We start from the raw sequence: 24,312 nt of genomic DNA on the forward strand, positions 1-24,312 counted from the left end.
ATGAATAAACGTGCATGGATCGGAGTGACCGGTTTTGTGACCGGAATCGCAGTGCTGGGAACCGTTTTGTTCGCATCCGGCGGAAGCAGTCTGGCCGGGCATACATCGACACAACTGACAGGTGTCATCGAAGGAACGGAAGTGGACCTGTCGTTTAAAATGGGTGGCTCCATCGAACAGATCGCGTTTCAGGAAGGTGATGAAGTGAAGGCAGGGCAAGTGGTCGCTACCCTGAACAGCGAAGAGTTGCTGGCGAAAAAGGAACAGGCGGAAGCAGCCTACCGACTGGCGCAGGTGAAGCTCGAGCAGGCGAAAAAAGGCGTGTCGATTGCGGATGACTCAAGCAGTGCCCAGGTAGACCAGGCGCAAGCGGTAGTCAGCTCGGCCGAGGCCCAGCTTGCGGCAAACAAAAACGGGGCGCGCAGCGAAGAAATCGCCCAATTGAAAGCGAAGCTGCACGCGGCCCAAACGTCGAATGAGATTGCGATGGCGAATCTGGAGCGGATGAAAAAGCTGCTGGCAGAGGGAGCCGTTCCCCAGGTAAAGGTGGAGGAAGCGCAATTGCAGGCGGAAAAAGCGCAAGCGGAGCTGAAAGCCGCTGACGAACAGCTGAAAATGGCCCAGTCCGGAGCGCGCCGCGAGCAGGTCGATGCCGCGCAGGCACAACTTGAGCAGGCCAAGGCAGCCTACAAGCAAGCGGTGGCTGCACGCGGCCAGGTAGGCTTGAAGGAGCTGGATGTGAAATCAGCCGAGGCGGGTGTGCGGCAAGCCAAAGGCGCCCTGGATGAAATCGAGGCGTATCTGAACAATACGAAGCTGGTAGCGCCAGTGGACGGCGTGGTCAAATCCGTGGCCGTGCAAAAAGGCGAACTGGTCGCGCAAGGGTTTACCGTCCTTACCCTGCAAGCGAAATCCGACCACTATGTGAAGCTGTACGTCAGCGAATATGCCTTGAGTCAGATCAAGCCAGGCGACACCGTCAAGCTGTTTGTCCCTGCGCTCAAGCGGGAAGTAGAGGCCCGTATTGCCACGATTGCCCCGGCGGCTGATTTTGCCGTCAAAAAGGCAACCCAGGAGCTGGGCGATCGCGACATCCGTTCGTTCCAGGTGAAGCTGCTCGTATCTGATCCGGAGCTTCGGCCAGGCTTGACGGTCGAATGGAAGCTCGAAGGAGCTGTTGAAGGTGAGTGAGTTCCCCCGGCTCTTCTGGAGCGAATGGCAAAATTTGTTTGCCAATAAAACAATTCGCAATGTCCTGTTTATCGTGCCCATCCTTTACTTGACGTTGTTCGGCTTTTTGTACAGCGAAAAGAAAGTGATGAACATCCCGACTGTCATGGTCGATGCGGACCAGTCAGAGCTGAGCCGCGAGCTGTACCGTGCGTTTGAGGTCGATCAGACGTTCCGGATTACGTCTATTGTCGGATCGGAAGAGGAAGCCATGCGTCTGGTGGATCAGGGCGAGGCCCATATCGCTCTGATCATTCCGGCCGAGCTGGAGAAAAATATCAAAGCCGGACGGCCCGCAGAGGTTTTGACGGTCATTGACGGCAGTAACATCATGATCTCGAACACCGCTGTCCGCGCCGCAAGCACCGTAGTCAAATCCGTGTCCGCAGGCGCAACGCTGAAGAAAATGGAAGCGAAGGGCAGCTGGGGAGAGGAAGGGAAAAACCTGTTCACCGGGATTGACTACCGCTACCGCGTCCTGTACAATCCAACGTTCAGCTACATGTCCTTCATGGTCTTCGGCTTGACGGGAACCGTGCTGCAACAAGTTTTGTTCCTCGGCATTGTCCTGTCGGTGGCCCAGCAAAAAGAAGCGGGAACCTGGAAGGAAACATTGGCATCCCACAGCTTTTTCGCCATTACCGCAAGCAAGCTGTTGCCGTACTTTTTGGCGGGCACGCTGAATGTGTTCCTGGGCTTCACCCTGCTGCTGAAAGGGTTCGAAATTCCTTATTACGGCAGCACGGTTGACCTGATGCTGGTCGCAACGGCCTTTAACCTGGCAGTGCTCGCCATCGGCTACGCGATTTCCTTCTTCGCCAAAGACCAGCTGCAAGCTACCCAGACGGCGATGATGATTGCCGTTCCCTCGTTTATGCTCTCCGGCTTCACATGGCCGCTGGCGTCGATGCCGACGGCGGTTGCCGCGATTGGGAAATCGTTGCCATTGACCTACTTCCTGGACAGCGTGCGGGAGATCTTGAGCAAAGGGCATGACCTGTCCTACGTCACCCACGATTTGGCGGTGTTAGGCTTCATGACCGTGTTAGGCCTGTTCTTCGCGTACGTCCTATACTTGTTACAGGCAAGGGAAAAAAAGGAAGTAACTGCTGAAACGACAACGGTTTAGCGAGATTTGCAGAAAAGAAACCCTTGTGTTGTAAAGAATCTATCCTATATACTTACTTAAAAAAGGCAGATTCTTCAACGCAAGGGGGACACTATGTCAGCGACTCATCTGAAACAATTGTGCGAAGAAACGTACACCAAATTGAAAAAGGTAAGCATGGAGTTGGAGCGTTATCTCAATCAGGTTACGTTGCCTAGTCTAGTATCTGCATCGGGCGATCCGGAGGAGTATGAAGCTTATTATCGAACGTACCTTTCCGATCTGCGCCACCTTTTGGTTTACTGTGAAAATGCGTACGACAGGCTGGGGGTATCCCTGCGCCGAGCACGATTTAACGAAGAGTTTGCCGAGGAAGTCCTGTATCAGGTGTACCACACCTGTGTCAATTACTTTTATTATCCCAAAGGCGAGGTTTATGAGGAAGACGGCCGCTATGCCTACACGGGTCAGGACTGCATCATTTTCCGCAAGCAGGTAACGCCCGAGTTGCAACAGCTGACCTTGTCCTTGTCGAAAGTGTTTGAACAAATGCGCGATGAATTGCAATACTACGAAAATGACTATATAGCCAAAAAACGGCGGCATACCGAACAAGCACAGGTGTAAACCCTGTGCTTGTTTTTTTGCGAGACCCGGCCTCATGCCGCATGCGAGCAAGGAAGCTTGCGTCAAGCTGTTGACGCAAGCCCGGTTTTTTTATCCGGGGCTACACGCCGAGCGGCTGATGCACACTCGCAGCGATTTTCTCGACTTCGGCAAGCATCTGTTCGCGATCTGCGCTGTCCACGTAAGGAACGGCGGCGAAATGACGATAAGTGACATCGTAGCCGATCATGGCGAGCGTGCCGTCCACAATCTGTTTCTTCACTACATCGCCCAGCCCGCTCGCCTTCATGTCTGCTTCGGACTCCCGGGTGGTCGTAAGGACGATGGCCTGCTTGTTTGCCAAAAGGCCGACCGGGCCGTCGGAGTCGTAGCGGAAGGCAAAGTTGTTGGTAAACACACGGTCGATATAGCCTTTGAGGATCGCGGGAGCAGACCACCACCAGACAGGGTAAATCATCACCAGCAAATCGGCTTCCGAGATCAGCTCTTGTTCTGTCGCAACATCCTGGGAGGCAGATCCGTTCGACACGTTTTGCATGTCTGCCGCATCGAAGACAGGCTGGAATTTCATCTGATACAAGTCGCGCACGGTAAAGTCTACATGCTGTTTTTGCAGCGAGCGGGTAACGCGTTCAAGAATAGCATGGCAGAAGCTCTCTTTTCCTTCGTGGGCAAATACGATGCAGGCTTTCATCAATCCATCCCTTTCGTCAGTTCGTCGTGTGGTACGCTTATTCGAAGCCAAAGCGCAGGCGCATAAAAAATTTGTTGAGAAGCCCGCCGACCGAATGCGGCGTTTTTTCTGTGCGGGCTGGCTCTGCCGGCTTGATTTGCCGCAACGTCTGACGGACGTCGATCATCCCGTAGCCGTACAGCTGATCGTGCCCGGGAGCGCCGAGGTCTGTGGCCGATTGCCGGATGAGCTCCATCACATCCCGGTTTGACATGGCGGGATGGACGGAACGCACAAGCGAAGCGAGCGCTGCCACGTGCGGGCAAGCCATGGAAGTGCCGGAGAGCGAGGCGTAATCGCTGTAGATGTACGTGCTTGGAATATCGACACCGGGAGCGGCGACATCCACGTAATCGCCAAAGTTGGAAAAATCGGCGCGCTCCTTGCGATGGTCGACAGCGGCGACCGCGAGTACCTCCTCATAGGCAGCGGGGTAGCTCGGCTGGTTGGTGGCGTCGTTTCCGGCTGCCGCAACGAGAACGACGTTTTTCTCATACGCATAGCGGCACGCTTCCCGCAAAGCGGCGGATGAGGTGTAATTGCCGACACTGAGATTAATCACGTCGGCTCCGTGATCGGTCGCCCAGTAGATCCCTTGCGCAATATCGACAGCGGAGCCGGAGCCGTCCGCCCCGATCGCTTTGATCGGCATGAGCTTGCTGTTCCACGACATGCCGGCAATGCCGTCTCGGTTGTTTGTTTTGGCGGCAATCACCCCGGAGACGTGTGTGCCATGCCCGTTGTCGTCCTCTGGATGATGGGAGTCGTCCAGAACGTTGTAGCCTTCCACGAGCTTTCCGGCAAACTCCGGATGTTGGAGATCAATCCCGGTGTCAATGACAGCGACGGTGACGTCACTGCTGCCTTCGCTCACATCCCAGCTCTCTTCCATGCCGATCAGCGGCAAATTCCACTGGTACTCCGCATAGTACGTATCGTTTGGCTTGCGGTTGGGAAGGAGTAGGTAGTTCGGCTCGGCAAATACCGAGTCGGGATGCTCGGCCAGCTTTTTCATCAGCTGCTTCGTCGTCAGGCTGTTGGACTTGATGATGAGGAATTGCTCAAAATCGCGTTTGATCTTGGCATCCATGGAAGCGATGAGCTGATCCATTTTTTTTCGCTCGGGGCGAGGGGAGAAACGAACGACTACTTCATGCTCGACATAATGGCTGCGGTCACGCGGATTGTGGTGCAGCGTCTCGACATGGCTGCTTTTTTCCAGATCCCTGCGCATGTCTTTGACCTGCTCGATATAGTTGATCCGCGGTATGGTCGCCTCGATGGAAGTGACGCGGGGGTGAGGTTCGCGCATTTCCTGCTCAGCGTGTTGCTGATAGCGAAAAGGGATAACGACCAGACCGACCAAGGCAAGAGCGACGATGATCGGGGGCAAGACGCGCAAAAAAAGCTCACTCCCTCCAGTGCTGATACTTATAGCGTGCACAGGGAGGGAGTGATTATGAAGGAAATAGCTTACATTCGGTTGTCAGAAGGGCGAACCGGGACGGCACGAAGCGAGCGGCGCGGCAGCTTCCAGCCTTGATGATAGGAAATCATCCGGCAAACGATGATGACGGAAAACAAGGTGTACAGTTCGCCAACGGTCGTCGCCCACTTGAGACCGACAGCCAGCCCGGCGACCATGGCCCAGACGGCGTAGATTTCTTCTTTGAACACGAGCGGCTTGCGTCCGGCGAGAACATCGCGGATGATTCCGCCGCCGATTCCGGTCAGAACGGCTGCCACGATCGTAGCGCTGACCGGGTAGTTCATCTGGGTGGCGTAAATCGCGCCCTGGATAGCAAAGGCAGAAAGCCCCACTGCGTCAAAAAACATCCCCCAGCGATTCCAGTAGTCCAGGTATTTGTGTGGGAGGACAAAAACGATCAGCATGGAAACGAGCGCAATGGTAAACAGCGTTCCCTGATTCCAAAAAGCGGTGAGCGGAATCCCGAGCAAGATATTGCGCATGATTCCGCCGCCAAAAGCGGTAGCCATTCCGAGAACGATGACTCCCCAGATGTCGTATTCTTCCTCCATGGCAATGATCGCACCGCTGATGACAAACGCTACGGTGCCGATGATGTTAAAATATTCCCAAGACATGTATCCTTCAGCGTCCTTCCTAGTTGATGAGTCCAAGTTGCAGCAAGCCGTGCCGGATGCCATCCTCGTTTACGTGACGGGTAACCATCCGGGCAAAAGGTTTCACTTCTTCATGGGCATTTCCCATGGCGACGCCCATCCCGACGTAGGAGAGCATCTCCCTGTCATTGAGTCCATCTCCGAAGGCGACGGCATCTGCGGGTGTAAGCCCCGCGTGCTTGAGGATGGCCTCAATGCCGCGCGCTTTTGAGCCGCCTTTCGGGAGAATGTCCAGGACGTGCCGATGCCAGCGTACGTACGACACTTGCTCGAAGGCTTGCGTATAGATCGCTTCTTCTTCGGCGGTGCAATACAGAAACGCCTGGTAGATCGGGGCGACCTCCCAATAGCGATGGTGATGGGCAGGCGCGGGCAAGCGCAGAAAGTCGAACGAGTCGAGGACATGCGGGTGATCTTCTGTATTCGCATAGCACTCTTCATGGCTTAAAAACACCATCGGATGCGCGTTCCCTTTTGCCAGCTGTTCCAGTTCGGCCAGGGTCGTTGCGGCAAACGGGGTATGGTGGATGACCCGATTTTCGCTCACGACATACGAGCCGTTGAACCCGACGAACGTATCGATCCCGAGCTGCTCGGCAATCGGCATCAGGTGGTACGGCGCGCGGCCCGTTGCGATCGCAACCCGAATGCCGTTTTGCTTGAGCTTCTGTACGGCGTCGACGGTTGAGGGCGGGATCGTGTGCGCGGTGTTCAAGAGAGTACCGTCAATGTCAAAAAAGACAATTTTGTAGCTCATTTTGTTCTCTCCACTCTTTTCTCTATTTGCATAAAAAAGCAGCGGCAGTACAGAAGCCGCCACGTTTGCGCACAACAGAAAAAGGAATGCCGGAAAAGGCATTCCTTTTCACTTCGCTATTAGAATACAGCCACTTCCGTCTCGCTGTCAAATAGATGACATTTGGAAAGATCCATGGCGAGCTTGACCGCCATGTGCGGCTTCAGATTCTCGCGGGCATCCACGCGGGCGACCATTTGGGTTTGGCCGATATTGTGGAAGTACACGTACAGCTCGGAGCCCATGTTTTCCACCACTTCGATCTGGGCTGTCAGCGTGCTTTCGAACGGATTGGCCTCCATAAAAGCGGCATCGCTGTAGATGTCCTCGGGACGGATGCCGAAGATCGCCGGCTTGTTCACATAGCCGGTGTCGCGCAACACTTTCGCCTTGTCCTCGGGGAAGCGGACGTGGAGATTGTCGGCAGCGAAATACAGGGCGCCGTCCTTTTCCGTAACCTGCCCTTTGATGAAGTTCATCGCAGGGGAGCCGATGAAGCTCGCCACAAACAGATTGACGGGATGGTTGTAAATCTCGCTCGGCGTCGCCACTTGCTGGATCAGGCCGTCCTTCATGACGACAATCCGATCGCCCATGGTCATGGCTTCCGTCTGGTCGTGGGTAACGTAGATGATGGTCGTATTCAGCCGCTGGTGCAGCTTGAGGATTTCCGTCCGCATCTGGACGCGCAGCTTGGCATCGAGGTTGGACAAAGGCTCGTCCATCAAGAAGACCTGCGGCTCCCGCACGATGGCGCGACCAAGGGCCACACGCTGGCGTTGACCGCCGGAAAGCGCCTTGGGCTTTCGATCCAGCAGGTGGGAAATATCGAGGATGCGCGCCGCTTCCTGTATCCGCTTGTCGATATCGCTCTTGGAAAATTTGCGCAGCTTCAAGCCGAACGCCATATTTTCATAGACATTCATATGCGGATAGAGAGCGTAGCTCTGAAACACCATCGCGATGTCCCGATCCTTGGGAGGGACATCGTTGACGCGACGATCACCTATGTACAAATCGCCCTCGGAAATTTCTTCCAGTCCGGCAATCATCCGCAGCGTCGTCGATTTTCCGCAGCCGGATGGCCCAACGAGAACGAGAAACTCCCGGTCCTGAATCTCCAGGTGAAAATCATGGACCGCCGTTATATTGCCGCCATACCGTTTGTATAGATGGTTCAGGGTCACTTTTGCCATGGAAGAGGCACCTCCTAGAATGGTGGGGGCGAATTCTCGGGTGACTTTTTTGCAAGAGTACCAATTTTTAGACAGTATGGCTATGGACGACCTGTACAAAATGTTTTGTTAATGCTGCCGAAACAGCAAGTACAACTGAAGCAAAACGGCGTCAGCGAACTGGCGGGGATCAAGCCCGGTTTGCTCCGTCAGTTTGTCGAGTCGGTACAAGAGTGTGTTGCGGTGCAAAAAAAGCTGGCGTGCCGTCTCGCTGACATTTAGCTGCTGGGCGAACAGCGTTTCCAAGGTTTCAAGCTGCTCCGTGCTGATTTGCGGTACGGACATGTGGGCGGCCAACTCGCGGGCAATCGCTTTCGCCGCTTCCGCAGGCAGCGAGGCGGCCCAGCGCTCCAGCGGGTACATCCAGTCGCCCGCCACCATCACCTGTGCCCGATATTGTTGCAGGGCGCGAGACAGCAGCAGTTGGCCTGCAAGCGTTTGTTCCAGGGAGGACGGCGCGTCCACAGGCGTGCTGACAATGATGCGGACTGGCTCCATCCATTCGGTCGAGATCAGGTCGTGCAGACCGGATGCCCATTCCAGCAAGTCCGCTCGTTCCCTTGCACCGCCCAGGATAGAAACGGGGAGCAGCAGGACAGAATAAGCGTAACCTAACGGAAAAAAGGCGAGGCGGAGATCATGCGGCGCGCAGGCAGTCGTTTCGCGGAAAAACGGGTACAAGCAGCTTTGCAGCGCTTCCCATGTGCCGGTGCCCTCCGTCCGGTTTCGCTCGATCAAAAAGGAGAGGCGTTCTTCCTTCCACGGCCAGAGGGCATCCAGGCGTTCAGGGGGAGCCTGGCGCGGCCCCGTCACCATGGATTGCAGCCACACGGCAATCCGCTCGTACCGTGTCGAAGGCGGCTTTTCTTCCGAACGGGAAAAAAACAGACGCAGCAAGGAACGGGCAGAGGCGGGCCACTGTTTTGCTTCAATCAGCACGAGATAGGCGATATCGCGTTCAGACGCAAACGTAACAAGCTCCCAGCCTTTTTGCTCCCATTCTTGTTGGGTCTGGCTTCTATCGTGTTCCTTTGTTTTGACGCATACGATCGGCAAATGCGTGACCTGCCTGATTTGCTCGATTTCTTTCATCCATTTTTCCACAGTGTAGACCTCCGTCACAAACAGCTCACGTAAGTCTATTATACCTTACTCCAGCGCAAGCGTGGCGGCGCTTTCCTGCAATACCGACGACTCTCTCCTCCTCGCTTCGGCGAGCGCAAGCTGGCTTGCGCCTCCAAGCGTGTGCAGCGTGATTTCCGGACGGGAGCGGAGGCGGACATTCAGTCCGGTTTGCCCCAAGCCTTCGCTGATGTAAAAAGGCCGTCCGTTCATCTGATGAAGCCCCTTGACCATATTCAGCCGCGGCAGCTTTCCCATTTTGGCCAGATGGTAGGGACGCGGCCAATGAATTTGCCCGCCGTGGAAATGTCCCGCCAGCAAGTAATCGTAGGCGTAATCGTTCATATGCAAGACGATATTCGGGTCGTGCGTGAGAACGAGGCGCGCGCCTGTCGCGGGAACGGCTTGAAACGCCTTCTCCAGTTGGCTGCGGCGCGTGCTGTAATCGTCGACGCCGATGATGTGCAGCGGCTGGCCTTTATGGTCGACCGTCACGTGCTCGTTGACGAGGACGCGGCAGCCGATTCGCGCAAGCTCCGCTTTCAGCTGGGCCAGCTTTGGCGGCGCGAGAACGTAGTCGTGGTTGCCGAAAACGACGAACGTCCCGAGCGTCGGCTGCAACTGCATCAGCTTCTCGATGTACGCGACGGCCTTCGGAATGTTTTTATGGCGATCTAGCAAATCTCCGGTAATGGCGATCAGATCGACCGATTGTCCGGAAAAATCGCGGACGATTCGCATCGGGTCAATCGACAAATTTTCCATGTGCAAATCGGACAGATGCAAGATAGAGAGCGGCTCGAAGTCTTGCCGATCCTCTCTATGCTGCGACGAGTGCAGCGGGATTGAGACATAGTTGGTACGGAGGTCAAACGTATTGCGATAGGCTTTTCCATAGAGCAAGGCGACAGCGACCATCAGCAAAACCCACAGCATTTCTTCCGGCCATCTCCTTTCCTCTCTTGAGGTAGTGTCATTATACTCGATTTCTGCGCGTTTCGAATAAGTAGGTTCTGGCAGAAGGAATTTAGCGAAAAGTGCAGAAATATTATGAATGTTGCGTAGTGAAAGAATCCATTGAGGGGTTTAGGAGAGTGAGAGCATGAACGTAGAAAAAATTCCGGCGACAGAAGGCCGATTCAACCTGGAGAATTACGACGAGACGTACGCCCGTTTTGACTGGAAGGATGTCGAAAAGCAATTTTCCTGGTATGAGACCGGAAAAGTGAACATGGCTTATGAAGCCATTGATCGCCATCTTTCTACCGAGCGCAAGGACAAGGTCGCGCTTTTGTACAGCGATTTGACCCGCGAAGAATCTTACACCTTTGCCCAACTGAGTGAGTTGTCCAATAAATTCGGAAATGTACTGCGCGATCTGGGGATCAAAAAAGGCGACCGCGTGTTCGTCTTCATGCCGCGCACCCCAGAGCTTTATGTAAGCGTTTTAGGAACGTTGAAGGTCGGCGCGATCGTCGGGCCTTTGTTCGAGGCATTCATGGAAGCGGCGGTACGCGACCGTCTGGAAAACAGCGAAGCGACCGCGATTGTGACGACTCCTGCTCTTTTGCCGCGCATTCCGGTATCCGAGCTGCCTGCGCTCAAGCATGTCATTCTTGTCGGGGCCAAAGAGGAGCTTGCGGAAGGGCAAATCAGCTTTGAAGAAGCGATGGCCACAGCATCCTCCGAGCTTGAGATCGAGTGGGTGGATCGCGAAGACGGGATGATTCTGCACTACACGTCCGGCTCGACCGGAAAGCCAAAGGGCGTGCTGCACGTTCACAACGCGATGATTCAGCACTATCAGACGGGAAAATGGGTGCTGGATTTGCAAGAGGACGATGTGTACTGGTGTACAGCTGACCCGGGCTGGGTGACAGGGACCTCGTACGGCATTTTCGCTCCGTGGCTGAACGGCGTCACGAACGTCATTCGCGGCGGCCGCTTCACGCCGGAAGACTGGTATAAAACGATTGAAAAATATAAAGTAACGGTCTGGTACAGCGCACCGACCGCGTTCCGCATGCTGATGGGAGCAGGCGACGAGGTCGTGAAGCGCTTCGATCTTTCCAGCCTGCGTCACGTGCTGAGCGTTGGCGAGCCACTCAATCCGGAGGTCGTGTATTGGGGGTTGCGCGTATTCAACCAACGCATACACGACAACTGGTGGATGACCGAGACGGGCGGCCAGCTGATTTCGAACTTCCGCAGCATGGCGATCAAGCCAGGCTCGATGGGCAAGCCAATCCCGGGCGTCTACGCGGCGATTATCGACGATCAAGGCAACGAACTGCCGCCCAACCGGATGGGCAACCTCGCCATACGCGTCGGCTGGCCGTCGATGATGCGGCAAATCTGGAACAATCCGGCGAAATACGCCGAGTATTTCAGCATCCCGGGCTGGTACGTCTCGGGCGACTCCGCTTACAAGGACGAGGAAGGCTACTTCTGGTTCCAGGGCCGGATCGACGATGTTATCAACACGTCCGGCGAGCGCGTCGGGCCGTTCGAGGTCGAGAGCAAGCTGGTCGAGCATCCGGCAGTGGCCGAAGCAGGGGTGATCGGCAAGCCCGATCCGCTGCGGGGTGAGATTATCAAGGCGTTCATCTCGCTGCGTGCAGGCTATGAGCCAAGCGAAGCGCTGATGGACGACATTCGCAAGTTCGTGAAGGAAGGGCTTGCTGCCCATGCCGCCCCGCGCGAAATCGAGTTCCGCGACAAACTGCCAAAAACGCGCTCCGGCAAAATCATGCGCCGTGTGCTCAAGGCGTGGGAACTGGGGTTGCCGACAGGCGATCTGTCCACGATGGAAGACTAGACGAACAGACGAAGAACCACCTCTCTTGGCTAAGGGAGATGGTTCTTTTTTTGCTCAGTGGGGGAGAGACTTGGGAATGGGCGCTCGTATGCAGGAGAGGGCGTGAATGAGTGCGTTCGCGTGCTTAGTGCGAATGCCCGTGCTCATGCGCATGCCCGTGTTCATGCTCCGGCTCTCCGCCCTGACAATGCAGCTTGCCGTGCGAGATCGAAGAGTTCTCAATCTGGATCGTAGCGTGCGTGATGCCAAATTCCTTTTGCAAAAGATTCAGCGCCGCATCCAGAACAGGGTAGCTGGGCACGTTGTCTTCCACGATGAGATGGCACGTCAGCGAGTCAAAGCCGGAAGTGACCGTCCAGATGTGCAGATCGTGCACCTTGCGCACGCCGCCAAGCTGGCCGAGGCGCGCTTCCACCTTTGTCGTATCGAGCCGGGACGGCGCTCCTTCCAGCAAGATATTGACCGATTCCTTGGTGACACGCCAGGCGCTGAGCAGGATCAGAAACGCGACGATGAGGCTGATGATCGGGTCGGCGATATACCAGCCGAAAGCGAGCATCAGGATGCCGCCGAGAATCGCGCCGACAGACCCGAGCATGTCGCCCAGAACGTGCAGGTAGGCACTCTTCACGTTCACGTTGTCCTTGTAGTCGCCGCGCATGAGGACGAGGGCCGCGGCGATATTGGCCAGCAGACCGATTGTGGCAATGATGATCATTTTTCCGCTGGCTACCTCAGGGGGGTCGAGCAGACGCTGAAAGCCTTCCCAGAAAATAAACAAGGAAATCAGGACAAGCGTGACGCCGTTTGTCAGTGCTGCGAGAATTTCAAAGCGCTGCATCCCGAACGTTTTTTGCGCCGATGGGGGACGTGCGGCGAAATGCATGGCAACGAGACTGAGCAGAAGCGCCAAGGCATCACTGAGCATGTGGCCGGCATCGGACAACAGCGCAAGACTGTTGGTCAAAAAGCCGCCGATCGTCTCGACGATGAAAAAGACGCTGATGATGAGTAAAGAAGCGAGCAGCGCTTTTTTGCTGGCTCCTTTTCCATGGTGGTGATGAGCGTGTCCATCTCCGTGGTCATGATGATGGAATCCCATAGTGGTATCCTCCTCTAGCGGACGCTTTCGCGAACGCGTTATTCATGGCGAGTAGGGTCGTTACATAGACCCGTGCACAGCATGCCGTCCGACCTATTTTTCCCCAAAACGGCCAAAGGAAAAGGGGCATGCAGCAGCCCGCTGGAAAGCACGAAAGGCCGATGCATTGCCTTGACTTCCAGGTCACGCAGGGGAGAACCTTCATTCGGCTGAGCGTGTACCTCCATCATACCACAATCATTCTTATATTCAAACAAACGTTTGAATGATGGGTAAAAAATAAAAAGCCGCCACAAAAGTGACGAGCCAGAAGGGGACCGCTCAAGAACGGGCTGTCTTTTTCGATTGCTTTAACTCGGATGCGTGTTCGATTCCGCACATAATCAGATGGCGAACGTGGTCGTCGTCCAGGGCGTAGTAGACGAGCTTTCCGTCTTTGCGGTGCCGGGCCAGCCCCATATTGCGCAGCAGGCGCAGGTGGTGGGAGGTGTTGGCAATCGAGCTGTTGATCGTGGCCGCGACATCGCACACGCACAGCTCGCCCTCCAGCGCCAGGGCGTAAATGATTTTTGCGCGCGTGTCGTCAGCCAACGCCTTGAACAGGGGGGCGACGCCTTCTGTTTCGCTCATTTTCGGTCGCAGCCTGTTCACCTTCGCTTCATCGACCGCCTGGATCTCGCAAACATCTCCTTCTTCTTCCGCAGCACGCTGAAATTCCAGCTCCATGTTCTTCCCTCCGCACAGTCGGTTTTATCCATTATAAAACGGATAGGGACGGAAAAAAAGGCGCGCAGCAGAAGGAAAGTGTCGACCTCGCGTCTAATTAGGGACCCTGCATCTAATAGGAATGATGACGATTTACAAAAGGAGTGAACACCATACGTGCTTGCAAACATTCGTCATTTCCTCATAGAGATCATAGGGGCCGTCCTTCTTGGATTGTGTGTAGTCTGGCTTACCGCTGGAAGCCAGCGTAGCTGGTTTTCCGACTTTCACATCGAATGGTCGCCGCGCTGGCTCGATGTCAAAACGTTTTTTCTCGGAATAGCAGGTCAGGCGCTGGATGCTGAAGCATCCGCTCGTCGCGCTGCCGATTGCTGGACTGCTCGGCTTTTTGTTTCCGGTGTGCGAGTGTGCGATTGTCCCGGTTGTCCGCCACCTGATTAAAAAGGCAGGGGAGAGCTTCCCCTGCCTGATGGTGTATCGGGACTATTTTTTGGGCGCACCGGATTGTTCGTCTTCATAAAACCAGAGCGGATCGTCGCAATCTTCCTCGCCGTTGTAGTTAATCAATATCTCTTCGCCCGCCTGAATGTCGCGATAGGCGTAGAAATCGAAGGTGTGGTTGTCGAAGTTGATGCTGTACGTGGCGTTTGGCGTGTAGGAATGGTTGAATAGCATGCCGTAGCCGAGCAAAAACGCGGTATGGTTGGCACCGTATTCAAAGGCGTAATCCGCCAAAAGCGTTTTTTCAATATGTTCGTGCTCCTCGTTCAAATAAGGAAGAACCGGGGCTTCGTGGAGCAATTCGCCTTTTGCGAAAGCCCGCATGGCAAAAACGCCTCTGTTTAATTCTCCGTTGCTCAGCTTGGAGGTCTTGACTTCAAGCATGGGGTTCACCTGCCATTCTAATGTCTTGGATCGTTACATGGTCCTTCTAAGGATGACAGTGGTTGGGGCGGAAAGCAACTGTTTTTGCGTCGGCGGAACATTATTTTTTCATGACCAGATGGTGGCGAACCGCGTAGGCGGCGAGCTGTACGCGATTGGCGAGCTGTAGCTTTTCCAGGATGTTTTTCAGGTGGTTTTTCACCGTGTTTTCGGCGATCGTCAACGCCTCGCTGATCTCCCGGTTCGTTTTTCCCGCGCCGACGTACATGACGATTTCCCGTTCGCGCGGCGTCAGCACATCCGGGACCAGATCGTCCACGTGCTCCTCCTGCCTGAACCGGTACATCAGTCGGGTGGCCATTTCCCGCGTCAGCTCGCTGTCTTCGCCAAGCAACGCGTGCAAGTAGTTGATCCAGTCGTCCGGCTCCAGGTTTTTCAGCAGGTAGCCTTGCGCGCCGAATTGAATCGCGGTAATCAGGTCTGCGACGTCATCCGAGACGCTCAGGATAACGACCTTGATATGCGGGTACGCTTTTTTTACCTCGCGGGTCGCTTCCAGGCCGCTCCATTTCGGCATGTTGATGTCCATCAACACCAGATCGGGCTGCAACTGTCCACAGAGCAAAAAAGCCTCCTCGCCGTTTTCCGCCTCGCCGATCACCTCAAACGAAGGGTCCGGGTCCAGAAGCGAGCGAATCGCCATGCGGGCCATCGGGTGGTCATCGGCGATCAGCACACGGTATGCGTTCATGGTCTAACACCTCCAGAAGGGGCGGTCAGGCGAATGATGGTACCGCCGTCTGCCCGTTTTTGAATGTCGATGGCGGCGTTCAGTTGGCGCGCCCGCTCGCGCATCATCGACAGGCCGTATTTTTTCGTGTCGGGTTGGGTGTGGGCAATTCCCACGCCATCATCCTCGATCACGAGTTGCCAGCTGCGCGGCTCGTCTGTCGTCAGTCGAATCCAGGAATGCTTGGCCTGCGCATGCTTGCGGATGTTGGCAAAAGCTTCCTGGATGATTCCGAACAGCTGGACCTCCTCCGCGGGGGTGAAAAAGCTTTCCTTCACGCGCAGGTCCAAGGCAACATCCACGCCGGACAGCGCGCTCCACTGCGTCAGCCATTTTTCCAGCCGCTGGTCGAAGCTGCCTTCCTCGGGCAAGGAGCGCAGGTTGAAAATCGCCTGGCGCACGTGGTTGTCGATGGCAGTGACGGCTACTCTGGCATCATCGATGTGCCCCTGCTTCAGCTTGACATTGAGAAAAAACAAAGACTGCGCGATTCCGTCATGCAGCTCGCGGGCCAGACGCTCGCGTTCCTCGTAGACGGCCCGTCTGGCTTGCTCCTCGACGATCCGCGCGTTCATCTGCTTGATCGTGCGAAACATCCAGGTAGCGAACAAATAGGACAGGAAGAGCGTCAATAGCGTGATGTAGACGTTGCCCGTTTCCATGGACATATAAGGCAGCAAAAAATCGTGGCGGATAAATTCGAAGCCGCCGATAATGATGGCGGGAATCAGCACGGTCAGCCAGTAAAACAAGCGGTACGACATCGGAAATCCCTTCTTTGCGGTTGGTCATCACTCCTAAGTATACCGAATGGGACAAGCGGATGATATACTCGTAGGAGAAATGGTGGGAAGAGCAGGAGGGAGATTCATGCATACAGTTGCGAAAGCATTGACGATAGCAGGATCAGACAGCGGGGGAGGAGCAGGCATCCAGGCCGATTTAAAGACGTTTCACCAGTTTGGCGTCTACGGTATGAGCGCGATTACGGCGATTACGGCGCAAAATACGTTGGGCGTGTCCGCGGTGTATCCGCTGCCGACAGAAGCGGTGGCCCAGCAGATGCGCGAGGTGCTGCGCGACCTGGGGGCAGACGCGGCGAAGACCGGGATGCTGTTTGATGCGGAGATCATTCGGGCGGTAGCGGCAGAGGTCCGCGCCGCAGGTCTGGAAAAGCTGGTCGTCGACCCGGTGATGGTCGCCAAGGGCGGGGCCAAGCTGCTGCAAGACGAGGCGATCGACGCGCTGAAAACAGAGTTGCTGCCGCTCGCAGAGGTCGTGACGCCGAATGTGCCGGAGGCGGAGTGCCTGACGGGCATGACGATTCGCACCCCGGACGATATGCGCGAAGGCGCCCGCGCCATTCATGCGCTGGGGGCGCGCAACGTCTTGATGAAGGGCGGCCACCTCGACGGAGACACGGTCATCGACATCTTGTTTGACGGCCGCGACTTTTTCGAGCTGTCGCATGCGCGCATCCAGACCCGGCATACGCACGGAACGGGATGCACGTTCTCGGCTGCGCTGACGGCGGAGCTTGCGAAACATACGCCGCTTACGGCTGCGGTCGAAAAAGCGAACCGCTTTATTTTTGCCGCGATCAAGACCGCTCCGCAATTGGGCGGCGGTCATGGTCCGACCAACCATTGGGCGGTTGTGGATTAACGGACGAGAAGAGACGAACAGGCAGACGGCTCCGCAGGCTGGAAAAGCACTTTGCGGGGCCGTTTGCTTTTTTTATTTGGTCCGGTAAACTACGTAAACGCATCCACGTAAACGAAGCGGAACGTCCAAAAGGGGGCCTGCGGGCTTGCTTTTTTCGAAGCAGCTTTTTTGAACCAACTGCCTGCCGGCTGCTTACAGTAAAGCAAGAAGCACGGTAGGGGGGGAAGGCATGTGGACCAAGTGGGTAACGATTCATGAATCGTACGGGCTCCCCAGGGTGGCGAGCGAGTGCCGACGCTACCTGGAGATGAAAGGAATCCGGGTCAGGCTGCTGGCCAGAGAAACGAAAAAAGGCGGGTATGTGTACACGCTACAGGTGCCGTCCAGTCAGGTGGCGGAAGCGCGACAGTGGCTGCGCGAGTTCAAAAGCACGCTGTAGAGCGGATGCGCTCTCCCCGCAACCAGTGATCCCCTTGGAGCTTGTCCGGCTGTGTCGGCCATACTACACACGGGGAGGGATCACGCGCTTATGGTAACGAAACTGCTGGACACACCCGAGAAAAAAGCGGGGCTGTTCGTGCCCGACTATGTTTTCGTCGAGCCGAACGCACTGAACTACCCGCTCGGTCAGGACTTGTACCATCGTTTGAAAGCAGAAGGCATTCCGTTGCAGATGACCACCAGCCACAATCAGGTTCGCGGCATTCCCGGGGAGACCGACGTGGAGAAGTACCGCAATGCCAAGCGAACGCTGGTCATCGGGGTGCGCAAAACGTTGAAGTTCGAGACCTCCAAGCCGTCTGCCGAATACGCGATTCCGCTGGCTACAGGCTGTGCGGCGCATTGTCACTACTGCTATTTGAATACGAACATCGGGTCCAAGCCGTACATTCGCGTCTACGTCAATACGGATGAAATTTTGGCCCAGGCGAAAACATACATCGAGGAGCGGCGGGGAGAGATCACCCGCTTCGAGGCCGCCTGTACGTCCGATCCGGTCAGCATCGAGCATCTGACAGGCAACCTCAAGCGCGCGATCGAATTCATGGGGGAGCAGGAATACGGACGCCTGCGGTTCGTCACCAAGTTTCACCACGTCGATTCGTTGCTTGACGCAAAGCATAACAAACATACCCGTTTTCGCTTCAGCATGAATGCCGATTACGTCATCAAAAACTTCGAGCCTGGCACCTCCAGCTTTGCGCAAAGATTGGAAGCGGCAGGCAAAGTGGCCCAGGCCGGGTATCCGCTCGGGTTTATTTTGGCTCCCTTGTACTGGTTTGACGGATGGGAGGCAGGCTACACCGATTTGCTGGAACGGCTGCAAGGCCAGCTCGTCCCGGAAGCAACGGCTGACCTCACCTTCGAGCTGATTCAGCACCGCTTCACCAAAATTGCCAAAAGCTTGATTTTGCAGCGGTATCCAAAGACCAAGCTGGCGATGAACGAAGAGGAACGCAAGTACAAATGGGGCAAGTACGGCAAAGGCAAGTACGTCTACCCGGACGTGCAGGCCAAAGCCTTGCAGGCTCATCTGGAGAAGGAGATTGCCAGACTGTTTCCGCAGGCGAAGATCGAGTATTTTACGTAACGCCAAAGCCCCGTCTCTCTACTGCTCTTACACATCACAAGAGCAGTTTTTTTGCTGGAAAAAAACGGCGCGCGACAGAAAACGAATGGTTTCGACAAATGGAAGTACGCGTGCTAAAATATGGAGTGCTCTCATTTTGGCGAAAGGAACAGAAGCGTATATGAAGTCCATCTTGATAACCGTTGAGGGGCCGATCGGAATCGGAAAAACCTCGTTGGCACGGGAACTGCACCGCACATGCGATTTGCAATTATTGGAAGAAATTGTCTATGAAAATCCGTTTCTCGGAAAATTTTACGAAAACATCGCAGAGTGGAGTTTTCAGCTGGAGATGTTTTTTCTGTGCAACCGCTACAAGCAATTGCAGGATATTCACGCCCACTATCTTAACCAGGGCATTTCTGTCGTATCCGATTACAATATTTTCAAAAATACGATTTTTGCCAAACGAACGTTGTCAGACAACAATCTCCCGAAGTATCTCAAAATTTATGAGATCCTGACAGAGGATTTGCCCCAGGCTCATTTGGTCATCTACTTGACGGCGTCCCTCGACACGGTCATGAAGCGGATCGCCATGCGCGATCGCGAGGTGGAACGGAGGATGGATGCAGGGTATATGAAGAATCTGATCGCCGACTACAACGAATTCATGGACGAGTTTGAGAAGCACCACCCCGATACGCCTGTCATCAAATTTGACTGTGACGAGCTGGATTTCGTGCATCGGCCCGAGGATCGGCAGTATATGCTCGACCTCATCCTGCCGCGCATCCAGGAGTTGCGCGGGTAAAGAGGCGTAACGAGCACGCGTGAATGGCAATAATTGGATAAGGAGTTGCGTACATGTCTAGGTTTCAACACAGCCATCTTCGTGAAAAATACGGCATACCGAGCAATGCGGTCATCACCATCGGCGGAACGGTAGGCGTCGGAAAATCGACGTTCACGCACGCCTTGGCCGATCAGCTTGGGTTTCGCGTGTCCGTGGAAAAAGTGGACAACAACCCGTACCTGAGCCGTTATTACAACGATTTGTCCCGCTGGGGCTTTCACTTGCAAATCTTTTTCCTCGCGGAGCGTTTCAAGGAGCAAAAGCGGATGTTCGACTACGGCGGCGGCTTCGTGCAGGATCGCTCGATTTACGAGGATACCGGTATTTTTGCCCGCATGCTGTATGAGCAGGGCAACATGACCGAGGAAGACTACCGCACGTACACAGAGCTGTTCGAAGCGATGGTGATGACCCCGTACTTCCCGCATCCCGATATTTTGATCTATCTCGAAGGAAGCTTTGACGATATTATCGAACGCGTCAAAGAGCGGGGACGTCCGATGGAGCAGCAGACCCCGATTGACTACTGGCGCGATTTGTTCGACCGCTACGAACGCTGGATTCATTCGTTTACCTCTTGTCCTGTTCTGCGCGTGAACATCAACGAGTACGACGCCGTGGACGATCCGGCCTCGGTGGAGAGCATCATTGCCCGTGCGGCGGAAAAAATTCGTCTGGGACGAGCAGCCCGCCTGCCGTAGCCAGCCAGACCATACACAAGCAGCAAAAGAAAAACCCCCTACTTCCGCGCGGCGGCAAGACGAGACTTGTTGCCAGCAGGAATAGGGGGTTCTTTTTGGGAAACGGCATGCAGGGAATGCGAGTGGAGGGTCTGTCCGTCCAGCCTGATCGAGATACGGGTTGCGCCTTGTCGTGCACTTGCACCGGGGGAAATCGGCTGTGGACTAACCCCGCTGTGGTATAATGAGAGCATCTTGGAATCAAAGGAGCAAGGCAATGGCAGAAGAATGGTTTGAACGCAGCTTTCGCGAAGATTACATACTTGTTTATCAGCATCGGGATGATTCGGCGGCCGACAGCGAGATCGCCAATCTGCTGGAGCGATTGCCGGTAAAGGACACGGGGCGCGTACTTGATCTTTGCTGTGGGAGCGGGCGGCATTCGCGCGCGCTGGCTCGCAGAGGGTACGAAGTCGTGGGTGTCGACCTGTCGCCAGTGCTATTGCAGCTGGCGGAAGAACAGAACACTTATCCGAACCTGAGCTTCGCTCGCTATGACATGCGCCATATTCCGTATCGGGACGAATTTGACATCGTTGTCAACTTGTTTACCAGCTTTGGCTATTTTTCGTCGGATGAGGAAAACGCGCAGGTCATTCGCAATATGGCGCAGGCATTGAAGGTAGACGGGGAAGTCGTCATCGACTACCTGAACCCTGCCTACGTGAAGCAGCATCTTGTCCCGCACTCCACCAAGGAGGTCAACGGAATGCTGATCGAGGAGAAGCGTTGGATAGAGGACGAGGCTGTGAAAAAGCGGATTCTCATTCGCGACGATCCTGCCGCGCAGTCGAGAGAGTACACCGAGCAGGTGCGGCTTTTCTCCATGGAAAAGATGACGGCCATGCTGGAGCTGGCCGGATTCGGACACATTCAGGTATATGGCAATTACCAATTTGAACCGTACAGAGCCAGTCAGTCGCCGCGGATGATTTTTTACGCCATCAAGCGATAAGGGGCGCGGATCAGCGTGACTAACCTTTCTGTCCGCTGAATATGATGGTGGTACCACCGATTCATCGGACAAAAGGGGGGCGATGTGAGTGAGCAAGCTGTCTTTGGAGCAGGTCAAACTGTATTTGGGCAAGGTTCCGGGCTGGAAGCTGGTCGAAGACAGGATGGCGCTGTCGCGCACCTACTACTGTAGGGATTTCGCCACGGCCGTGAGTTTTGTAAACCGCGTGGCGGAAATGCTTGAGCATGACAGTCAGCATGTCGAGATTCACCTGTCTGGCGCAACCGTCACGTTTACACTCGCGACCCGCGAGGAAAAAGGGCTGACGGGCAAAGATTTTGCCCTCGCCCAGACGATCAGCAAAGTAAGCTAGCGTCAGGACAAAAACAGCCGCTTCGTTTTGTGAAGCGGTTTTCTTTTGGTTTTTTGCCCGCACTTTGCTATGATGGGCAGGAAGGACAGTTTTTCGGAGGGATTAACGATGGAAATTCAACAGCACGAACAGCTTTTGCGCCTGCTTGCGGACGAATTTGTCAAGCAAACGGTGTCCGTCACCTTTACCCAATGGGACACCGAGAGCGAAGAGGATGAAGAAGTGGCGCAGTTTCAGGGGCAGCTGACAGATATGAAGCTCACCGACAACGAATTCGACGAAAAAGACCTCTGGCTGCTGTTTGTGGCAGAGGATGAGGAGAGCGTAGAAATTTTGATGGAAATTCCCGGCGAAGAAGTGGATCTCGCCACCTATGCAGACGGCAAACTGAACATTTTCGGCACGGAAGCGGAGATCGTCCTGGAAAAATGAAGAACAAGTCATCCTATCACTACGTAGGAACACCCGATCCGATGAGTGAAAAAGAAGTGTACAGTTGCAAAATGTACGTGAAAAAAAACAGGCATCGGATGATAAAAGCAGGGCGGTACCTGGTGGACGTACCCGCTCTGCTCGCTTTGTTTCACCTGGACTGCTGGAATTGCCGGGCGGTTCACCGCGAGACGTGTTGTGAGGGGGGACAGCCATACGCTGTCGAGGAGAGCCAAATTCCGCTGCTGGAAAAAGAAGTCCCGGCGATTGCTTCCCGGTTGCAGGCAGCAGGCGAGCGGGAAAATTGGGAGCGCTACGGTGTGTGGGCCCAGGGACAGCTGCCAGGCACGATTCGCATGCGGCATGGCAACTGTCTGTTCTATCAGGAAAACAACGGCCGCTTCGGCTGTGCGATCCACGCCTACGCGGAAGAAACAGGGCAGGATGTCCTGCCGCTCAAGCCGTTTAGCTGTCAGCTGTATCCGCTCGATCTGATCGATACGGGCCAGGAAGTTCTGTTGACCGCCGTGACCGAAGCGACATCGTCCTTTTCCCGCTGGGGAACGGATTACCTGGAGCAGTTTTATTGCGCGAATCGCGAGCGCAGGAAGCTGGCTGCGCACATCGCCGAAAACTGGTTCGCGCTGGACGGCTATCGCCCCGCTTACGAATGGAACGTGCCGCTATTGCGCTATTTTTTGCGGGAAGAGGCGGAAAACGTGCTGGGCCATCTGCGAGAGAGCAGCCAGCGGACAAGTGCCCGTATGGAATTGGAACAACGGATGCCCTTGTGATATGATGGGGAAGGCAAGAAATGATTGACAAAGGAGCAACAGCGATGAACGTCAAGACTACACAAGAATCTCGCACCATCCAGGCATCCTTGGTTCAACCGTCCGATACCAATTACCACGGGACCATCTTTGGCGGGACGATGATGGCCTATATAGATGAGGTAGCAGCGATCGCTGCCATGCGGCATTCGCGCCGACCGGTGGTGACGGCTTCCATAGACTCCATCGATTTTTTGGCGCCCGTGAAAATGGGGCATTCGATCTGCCTGGAAGCGTTTGTTTCCTCGACGGGGCGTACCTCGATGGAGGTCTTTGTGAAAATTGTCTCGGAAAACCTGCAAACAGGAGAACGAGTGCTGACCGCCACTTCCTTTTTGACTTTTGTCGCCCTGGATGAAGCGGGCAATCCTACCGAAGTTCCGGCCATTGTTCCGGAGACGGAAGAAGAGAAAAAGTTGATGGCGACGGCGGAGGAGCGCAAAAAAATGCGCAAGGAACGAAAAGACAGCCTGCAAGCGTTCGTCAGCCAGTTAAATATCGAAAAGACGATTTGATAGGCGTGTAGGTTCACCCTGAGCGACGGTTCGCTCAGGGCCTTTTCTACATAGAGACGTGAGGAGGAATCGACGATGAAGTACCGCAGATTGGGGAAAACGGAACTGATTGTTTCCGTGATTGGCGTGGGGACGTGGCAATTTGGCGGAGAGTGGGGGCAAGACTTCTCGCAGCCGGAAGTCGATCGGATTTTGGACACGGCGCATGAACTGGGCATCAACCTGATTGACACCGCAGAGTGCTACGGCGATCACTTGTCCGAGCAGCTGATCGGAGGCTATTTGAAAAAGAACCGCCGTACCGATTGGATCATCGCGACGAAGTTCGGACACCATTTCCACGACAAGTTTTCGCGGACCAACGAGTATAGCGCTGCCGCCGTGCAGGAGCAACTGGAAAAATCGTTGCGGGCCTTGCAGACGGACTACATCGACCTGTACCAGTTCCATTCCGGGCCGGACGAAGCGTTTGACAACGACGAGCTGTGGACGTATCTGGACAAGCAGGTGCAGGCAGGAACGATTCGCCATCTGGGCTTGTCGATTGCCAAAAACGACAACCTGCATCAGGTCGGCGGAGCCTCCCGCGTCAACGCGCAGACGATCCAGGTCGTCTACAACCGGCTGGATCGCAAGCCGGAGGAAGCGGTGTTTGCTTCATGCGTGGAGCAGGATTTGGGCGTGCTCGCCCGCGTGCCGCTGGCGAGCGGTTATTTGAGCGGCAAATACAAGCCAGGAGCCGTATTTGCCGGAAACGATGTGCGCCACCGCCACGATCCGCAGCACGTCTCCCGCCTCTTGGAAGAGGTGGCCCGCATCAAGGAAAGCGAGGTTCCGGAGGGCATGGACATGGCGCAGTGGGCGCTGGCGTGGTGCCTGAAGCACCCGGCCGTCACGACGGTCATCCCGGGCAGCAAAAGCCCCGCACAGGTGGAGGCAAACGCCAAAGCCGCTGCCTACGCAAGCGACGATCATCCGCAAGCGCGGGTCAAATAGCAAAAAGAGGAGCCGACGAATCGCGACGGCTCCTCTTTTTTGGTATGAATCTGCCCGATC

Annotated in this window: 28 protein-coding genes; 16 read left to right on the forward strand and 12 right to left on the reverse strand. The window is 55.3% G+C overall.

Going from position 1 to position 24,312, the window contains the following annotated elements:
- The 3 genes from ACTHO6_RS01570 to ACTHO6_RS01580 all read left to right on the forward strand — a co-directional run bounded on the left by ACTHO6_RS01570 (position 1) and on the right by ACTHO6_RS01580 (position 2,965).
- Positions 1-1,191 (forward strand): HlyD family secretion protein, encoded by a 1,191-nt coding sequence (locus ACTHO6_RS01570; protein ID WP_440238627.1) that lies wholly within the window; start codon positions 1-3, stop codon positions 1,189-1,191.
- Positions 1,184-2,359, forward strand: coding sequence for an ABC transporter permease (locus ACTHO6_RS01575; RefSeq protein ID WP_440238629.1), 1,176 nt, complete (start codon positions 1,184-1,186; stop codon positions 2,357-2,359). The genes ACTHO6_RS01570 and ACTHO6_RS01575 overlap by 8 nt, the downstream gene beginning before the upstream one ends.
- A gap of 93 nt (positions 2,360-2,452) precedes the next feature.
- Complete coding sequence (locus ACTHO6_RS01580; protein ID WP_440238631.1) at positions 2,453-2,965, forward strand: DUF3907 family protein; 513 nt, start codon at positions 2,453-2,455, stop codon at positions 2,963-2,965.
- A 100-nt stretch (positions 2,966-3,065) separates the two neighbouring features.
- On the opposite strand, the gene ACTHO6_RS01585 is transcribed toward ACTHO6_RS01580, so the two are convergent.
- The 7 genes from ACTHO6_RS01585 to ACTHO6_RS01615 all read right to left on the reverse strand — a co-directional run bounded on the left by ACTHO6_RS01585 (position 3,066) and on the right by ACTHO6_RS01615 (position 9,932).
- On the reverse strand, positions 3,066-3,659 hold the full coding sequence (locus ACTHO6_RS01585; RefSeq protein WP_440238633.1) for an NAD(P)H-dependent oxidoreductase: 594 nt from the start codon (positions 3,657-3,659) through the stop codon (positions 3,066-3,068).
- Between the two features lie 37 nt (positions 3,660-3,696).
- Positions 3,697-5,100: a S8 family peptidase gene (locus ACTHO6_RS01590; protein ID WP_440238635.1), complete on the reverse strand. Its 1,404-nt coding sequence runs from the start codon at positions 5,098-5,100 to the stop codon at positions 3,697-3,699.
- A 71-nt stretch (positions 5,101-5,171) separates the two neighbouring features.
- A complete protein-coding gene (locus ACTHO6_RS01595; protein ID WP_440238637.1) occupies positions 5,172-5,804 on the reverse strand; it encodes a trimeric intracellular cation channel family protein in 633 nt (210 codons plus the stop codon).
- Between the two features lie 19 nt (positions 5,805-5,823).
- A complete protein-coding gene (locus tag ACTHO6_RS01600; protein WP_440238639.1) occupies positions 5,824-6,600 on the reverse strand; it encodes a Cof-type HAD-IIB family hydrolase in 777 nt (258 codons plus the stop codon).
- A 119-nt stretch (positions 6,601-6,719) separates the two neighbouring features.
- Entirely contained in the window at positions 6,720-7,835 is a 1,116-nt protein-coding gene (locus ACTHO6_RS01605; RefSeq protein WP_440238641.1) for an ABC transporter ATP-binding protein, read from the reverse strand.
- A gap of 108 nt (positions 7,836-7,943) precedes the next feature.
- Positions 7,944-8,978: a PucR family transcriptional regulator gene (locus tag ACTHO6_RS01610; RefSeq protein WP_440238643.1), complete on the reverse strand. Its 1,035-nt coding sequence runs from the start codon at positions 8,976-8,978 to the stop codon at positions 7,944-7,946.
- 45 nt (positions 8,979-9,023) lie between these two features.
- A complete protein-coding gene (locus tag ACTHO6_RS01615; RefSeq protein ID WP_440238645.1) occupies positions 9,024-9,932 on the reverse strand; it encodes a metallophosphoesterase in 909 nt (302 codons plus the stop codon).
- Between the two features lie 166 nt (positions 9,933-10,098).
- Here ACTHO6_RS01615 and acsA point away from each other — a divergent pair, with 166 nt between their 5' ends.
- Entirely contained in the window at positions 10,099-11,814 is a 1,716-nt protein-coding gene (gene acsA, locus ACTHO6_RS01620) for an acetate--CoA ligase (RefSeq protein ID WP_440238647.1), read from the forward strand.
- A gap of 124 nt (positions 11,815-11,938) precedes the next feature.
- On the opposite strand, the gene ACTHO6_RS01625 is transcribed toward acsA, so the two are convergent.
- Both ACTHO6_RS01625 and ACTHO6_RS01630 read right to left on the reverse strand, forming a co-directional pair.
- Positions 11,939-12,916, reverse strand: coding sequence for a cation diffusion facilitator family transporter (locus tag ACTHO6_RS01625; RefSeq protein ID WP_440238649.1), 978 nt, complete (start codon positions 12,914-12,916; stop codon positions 11,939-11,941).
- 321 nt (positions 12,917-13,237) lie between these two features.
- A complete protein-coding gene (locus ACTHO6_RS01630) occupies positions 13,238-13,642 on the reverse strand; it encodes an ArsR/SmtB family transcription factor (RefSeq protein WP_440238651.1) in 405 nt (134 codons plus the stop codon).
- Positions 13,643-13,979: 337 nt separating this feature from the next.
- On the opposite strand from ACTHO6_RS01630, the gene ACTHO6_RS01635 reads away from it, so the two are divergent.
- On the forward strand, positions 13,980-14,162 hold the full coding sequence (locus tag ACTHO6_RS01635) for a permease (protein WP_440238653.1): 183 nt from the start codon (positions 13,980-13,982) through the stop codon (positions 14,160-14,162).
- Here ACTHO6_RS01635 and ACTHO6_RS01640 read toward each other — a convergent pair.
- From ACTHO6_RS01640 to ACTHO6_RS01650, 3 genes are all read right to left on the reverse strand, one after another.
- Complete coding sequence (locus ACTHO6_RS01640) at positions 14,126-14,527, reverse strand: SET domain-containing protein (protein ID WP_440238655.1); 402 nt, start codon at positions 14,525-14,527, stop codon at positions 14,126-14,128. The two genes, ACTHO6_RS01635 and ACTHO6_RS01640, sit on opposite strands and share 37 nt — an antisense overlap.
- A 100-nt stretch (positions 14,528-14,627) precedes the next feature.
- Positions 14,628-15,278 carry a response regulator gene (locus tag ACTHO6_RS01645; protein ID WP_440238657.1) on the reverse strand — a complete coding sequence of 217 codons (651 nt, stop codon included), beginning with the start codon at positions 15,276-15,278 and terminating at the stop codon, positions 14,628-14,630.
- Complete coding sequence (locus ACTHO6_RS01650) at positions 15,275-16,081, reverse strand: sensor histidine kinase (protein ID WP_440238659.1); 807 nt, start codon at positions 16,079-16,081, stop codon at positions 15,275-15,277. Before ACTHO6_RS01650 ends, ACTHO6_RS01645 begins: the two co-directional genes overlap by 4 nt.
- Before the next feature lie 106 nt (positions 16,082-16,187).
- Here ACTHO6_RS01650 and thiD point away from each other — a divergent pair, with 106 nt between their 5' ends.
- The 11 genes from thiD (at position 16,188) to ACTHO6_RS01705 (ending at position 24,252) form a co-directional block, all read left to right on the forward strand.
- Positions 16,188-16,982: a bifunctional hydroxymethylpyrimidine kinase/phosphomethylpyrimidine kinase gene (gene thiD, locus ACTHO6_RS01655; RefSeq protein WP_440238661.1), complete on the forward strand. Its 795-nt coding sequence runs from the start codon at positions 16,188-16,190 to the stop codon at positions 16,980-16,982.
- 229 nt (positions 16,983-17,211) lie between these two features.
- A complete protein-coding gene (locus ACTHO6_RS01660; RefSeq protein WP_440238663.1) occupies positions 17,212-17,421 on the forward strand; it encodes a hypothetical protein in 210 nt (69 codons plus the stop codon).
- Between the two features lie 90 nt (positions 17,422-17,511).
- Positions 17,512-18,573: a spore photoproduct lyase gene (splB, locus tag ACTHO6_RS01665; RefSeq protein ID WP_440238665.1), complete on the forward strand. Its 1,062-nt coding sequence runs from the start codon at positions 17,512-17,514 to the stop codon at positions 18,571-18,573.
- A gap of 160 nt (positions 18,574-18,733) precedes the next feature.
- Positions 18,734-19,366 carry a deoxynucleoside kinase gene (locus ACTHO6_RS01670; protein ID WP_440239392.1) on the forward strand — a complete coding sequence of 211 codons (633 nt, stop codon included), beginning with the start codon at positions 18,734-18,736 and terminating at the stop codon, positions 19,364-19,366.
- A gap of 53 nt (positions 19,367-19,419) precedes the next feature.
- Positions 19,420-20,109: a deoxynucleoside kinase gene (locus ACTHO6_RS01675; RefSeq protein ID WP_440238667.1), complete on the forward strand. Its 690-nt coding sequence runs from the start codon at positions 19,420-19,422 to the stop codon at positions 20,107-20,109.
- A 256-nt stretch (positions 20,110-20,365) separates the two neighbouring features.
- Positions 20,366-21,103, forward strand: coding sequence for a class I SAM-dependent methyltransferase (locus tag ACTHO6_RS01680; protein ID WP_440238669.1), 738 nt, complete (start codon positions 20,366-20,368; stop codon positions 21,101-21,103).
- A gap of 88 nt (positions 21,104-21,191) precedes the next feature.
- On the forward strand, positions 21,192-21,476 hold the full coding sequence (locus ACTHO6_RS01685; RefSeq protein ID WP_440238671.1) for a 4a-hydroxytetrahydrobiopterin dehydratase: 285 nt from the start codon (positions 21,192-21,194) through the stop codon (positions 21,474-21,476).
- 108 nt (positions 21,477-21,584) lie between these two features.
- A complete protein-coding gene (locus ACTHO6_RS01690) occupies positions 21,585-21,908 on the forward strand; it encodes a hypothetical protein (protein ID WP_440238673.1) in 324 nt (107 codons plus the stop codon).
- Positions 21,905-22,702, forward strand: a complete 798-nt coding sequence (locus ACTHO6_RS01695; RefSeq protein ID WP_440238675.1) for a DUF3109 family protein — start codon at positions 21,905-21,907, stop codon at positions 22,700-22,702. Before ACTHO6_RS01690 ends, ACTHO6_RS01695 begins: the two co-directional genes overlap by 4 nt.
- 44 nt (positions 22,703-22,746) lie before the next feature.
- Complete coding sequence (locus ACTHO6_RS01700) at positions 22,747-23,256, forward strand: acyl-CoA thioesterase (RefSeq protein ID WP_440239394.1); 510 nt, start codon at positions 22,747-22,749, stop codon at positions 23,254-23,256.
- Positions 23,257-23,331: 75 nt separating this feature from the next.
- A complete protein-coding gene (locus ACTHO6_RS01705; protein WP_440238677.1) occupies positions 23,332-24,252 on the forward strand; it encodes an aldo/keto reductase in 921 nt (306 codons plus the stop codon).
- Positions 24,253-24,312: the final 60 nt, after the last annotated feature.

The organism is Brevibacillus sp. SAFN-007a (assembly GCF_051967035.1).
GTDB lineage: Bacteria > Bacillota > Bacilli > Brevibacillales > Brevibacillaceae > Brevibacillus.

Excerpts from the sequence above, each read along its gene's own strand:
- ACTHO6_RS01570 (WP_440238627.1), top strand. The coding sequence starts at position 1 with ATGAATAAACGTGCATGGATCGGAGTGACCGGTTTTGTGACCGGAATC.
- ACTHO6_RS01580 (WP_440238631.1), top strand. The coding sequence starts at position 2,453 with ATGTCAGCGACTCATCTGAAACAATTGTGCGAAGAAACGTACACCAAA.
- ACTHO6_RS01585 (WP_440238633.1), bottom strand. The coding sequence starts at position 3,659 with ATGAAAGCCTGCATCGTATTTGCCCACGAAGGAAAAGAGAGCTTCTGC.
- ACTHO6_RS01595 (WP_440238637.1), bottom strand. The coding sequence starts at position 5,804 with ATGTCTTGGGAATATTTTAACATCATCGGCACCGTAGCGTTTGTCATC.
- ACTHO6_RS01600 (WP_440238639.1), bottom strand. The coding sequence starts at position 6,600 with ATGAGCTACAAAATTGTCTTTTTTGACATTGACGGTACTCTCTTGAAC.
- ACTHO6_RS01605 (WP_440238641.1), bottom strand. The coding sequence starts at position 7,835 with ATGGCAAAAGTGACCCTGAACCATCTATACAAACGGTATGGCGGCAAT.
- ACTHO6_RS01615 (WP_440238645.1), bottom strand. The coding sequence starts at position 9,932 with ATGCTGTGGGTTTTGCTGATGGTCGCTGTCGCCTTGCTCTATGGAAAA.
- acsA (WP_440238647.1), top strand. The coding sequence starts at position 10,099 with ATGAACGTAGAAAAAATTCCGGCGACAGAAGGCCGATTCAACCTGGAG.
- ACTHO6_RS01625 (WP_440238649.1), bottom strand. The coding sequence starts at position 12,916 with ATGGGATTCCATCATCATGACCACGGAGATGGACACGCTCATCACCAC.
- ACTHO6_RS01630 (WP_440238651.1), bottom strand. The coding sequence starts at position 13,642 with ATGGAGCTGGAATTTCAGCGTGCTGCGGAAGAAGAAGGAGATGTTTGC.
- ACTHO6_RS01635 (WP_440238653.1), top strand. The coding sequence starts at position 13,980 with ATGCTGAAGCATCCGCTCGTCGCGCTGCCGATTGCTGGACTGCTCGGC.
- ACTHO6_RS01640 (WP_440238655.1), bottom strand. The coding sequence starts at position 14,527 with ATGCTTGAAGTCAAGACCTCCAAGCTGAGCAACGGAGAATTAAACAGA.
- ACTHO6_RS01645 (WP_440238657.1), bottom strand. The coding sequence starts at position 15,278 with ATGAACGCATACCGTGTGCTGATCGCCGATGACCACCCGATGGCCCGC.
- ACTHO6_RS01650 (WP_440238659.1), bottom strand. The coding sequence starts at position 16,081 with ATGTCGTACCGCTTGTTTTACTGGCTGACCGTGCTGATTCCCGCCATC.
- thiD (WP_440238661.1), top strand. The coding sequence starts at position 16,188 with ATGCATACAGTTGCGAAAGCATTGACGATAGCAGGATCAGACAGCGGG.
- ACTHO6_RS01660 (WP_440238663.1), top strand. The coding sequence starts at position 17,212 with ATGTGGACCAAGTGGGTAACGATTCATGAATCGTACGGGCTCCCCAGG.
- splB (WP_440238665.1), top strand. The coding sequence starts at position 17,512 with ATGGTAACGAAACTGCTGGACACACCCGAGAAAAAAGCGGGGCTGTTC.
- ACTHO6_RS01670 (WP_440239392.1), top strand. The coding sequence starts at position 18,734 with ATGAAGTCCATCTTGATAACCGTTGAGGGGCCGATCGGAATCGGAAAA.
- ACTHO6_RS01675 (WP_440238667.1), top strand. The coding sequence starts at position 19,420 with ATGTCTAGGTTTCAACACAGCCATCTTCGTGAAAAATACGGCATACCG.
- ACTHO6_RS01680 (WP_440238669.1), top strand. The coding sequence starts at position 20,366 with ATGGCAGAAGAATGGTTTGAACGCAGCTTTCGCGAAGATTACATACTT.
- ACTHO6_RS01690 (WP_440238673.1), top strand. The coding sequence starts at position 21,585 with ATGGAAATTCAACAGCACGAACAGCTTTTGCGCCTGCTTGCGGACGAA.
- ACTHO6_RS01695 (WP_440238675.1), top strand. The coding sequence starts at position 21,905 with ATGAAGAACAAGTCATCCTATCACTACGTAGGAACACCCGATCCGATG.
- ACTHO6_RS01700 (WP_440239394.1), top strand. The coding sequence starts at position 22,747 with ATGAACGTCAAGACTACACAAGAATCTCGCACCATCCAGGCATCCTTG.
- ACTHO6_RS01705 (WP_440238677.1), top strand. The coding sequence starts at position 23,332 with ATGAAGTACCGCAGATTGGGGAAAACGGAACTGATTGTTTCCGTGATT.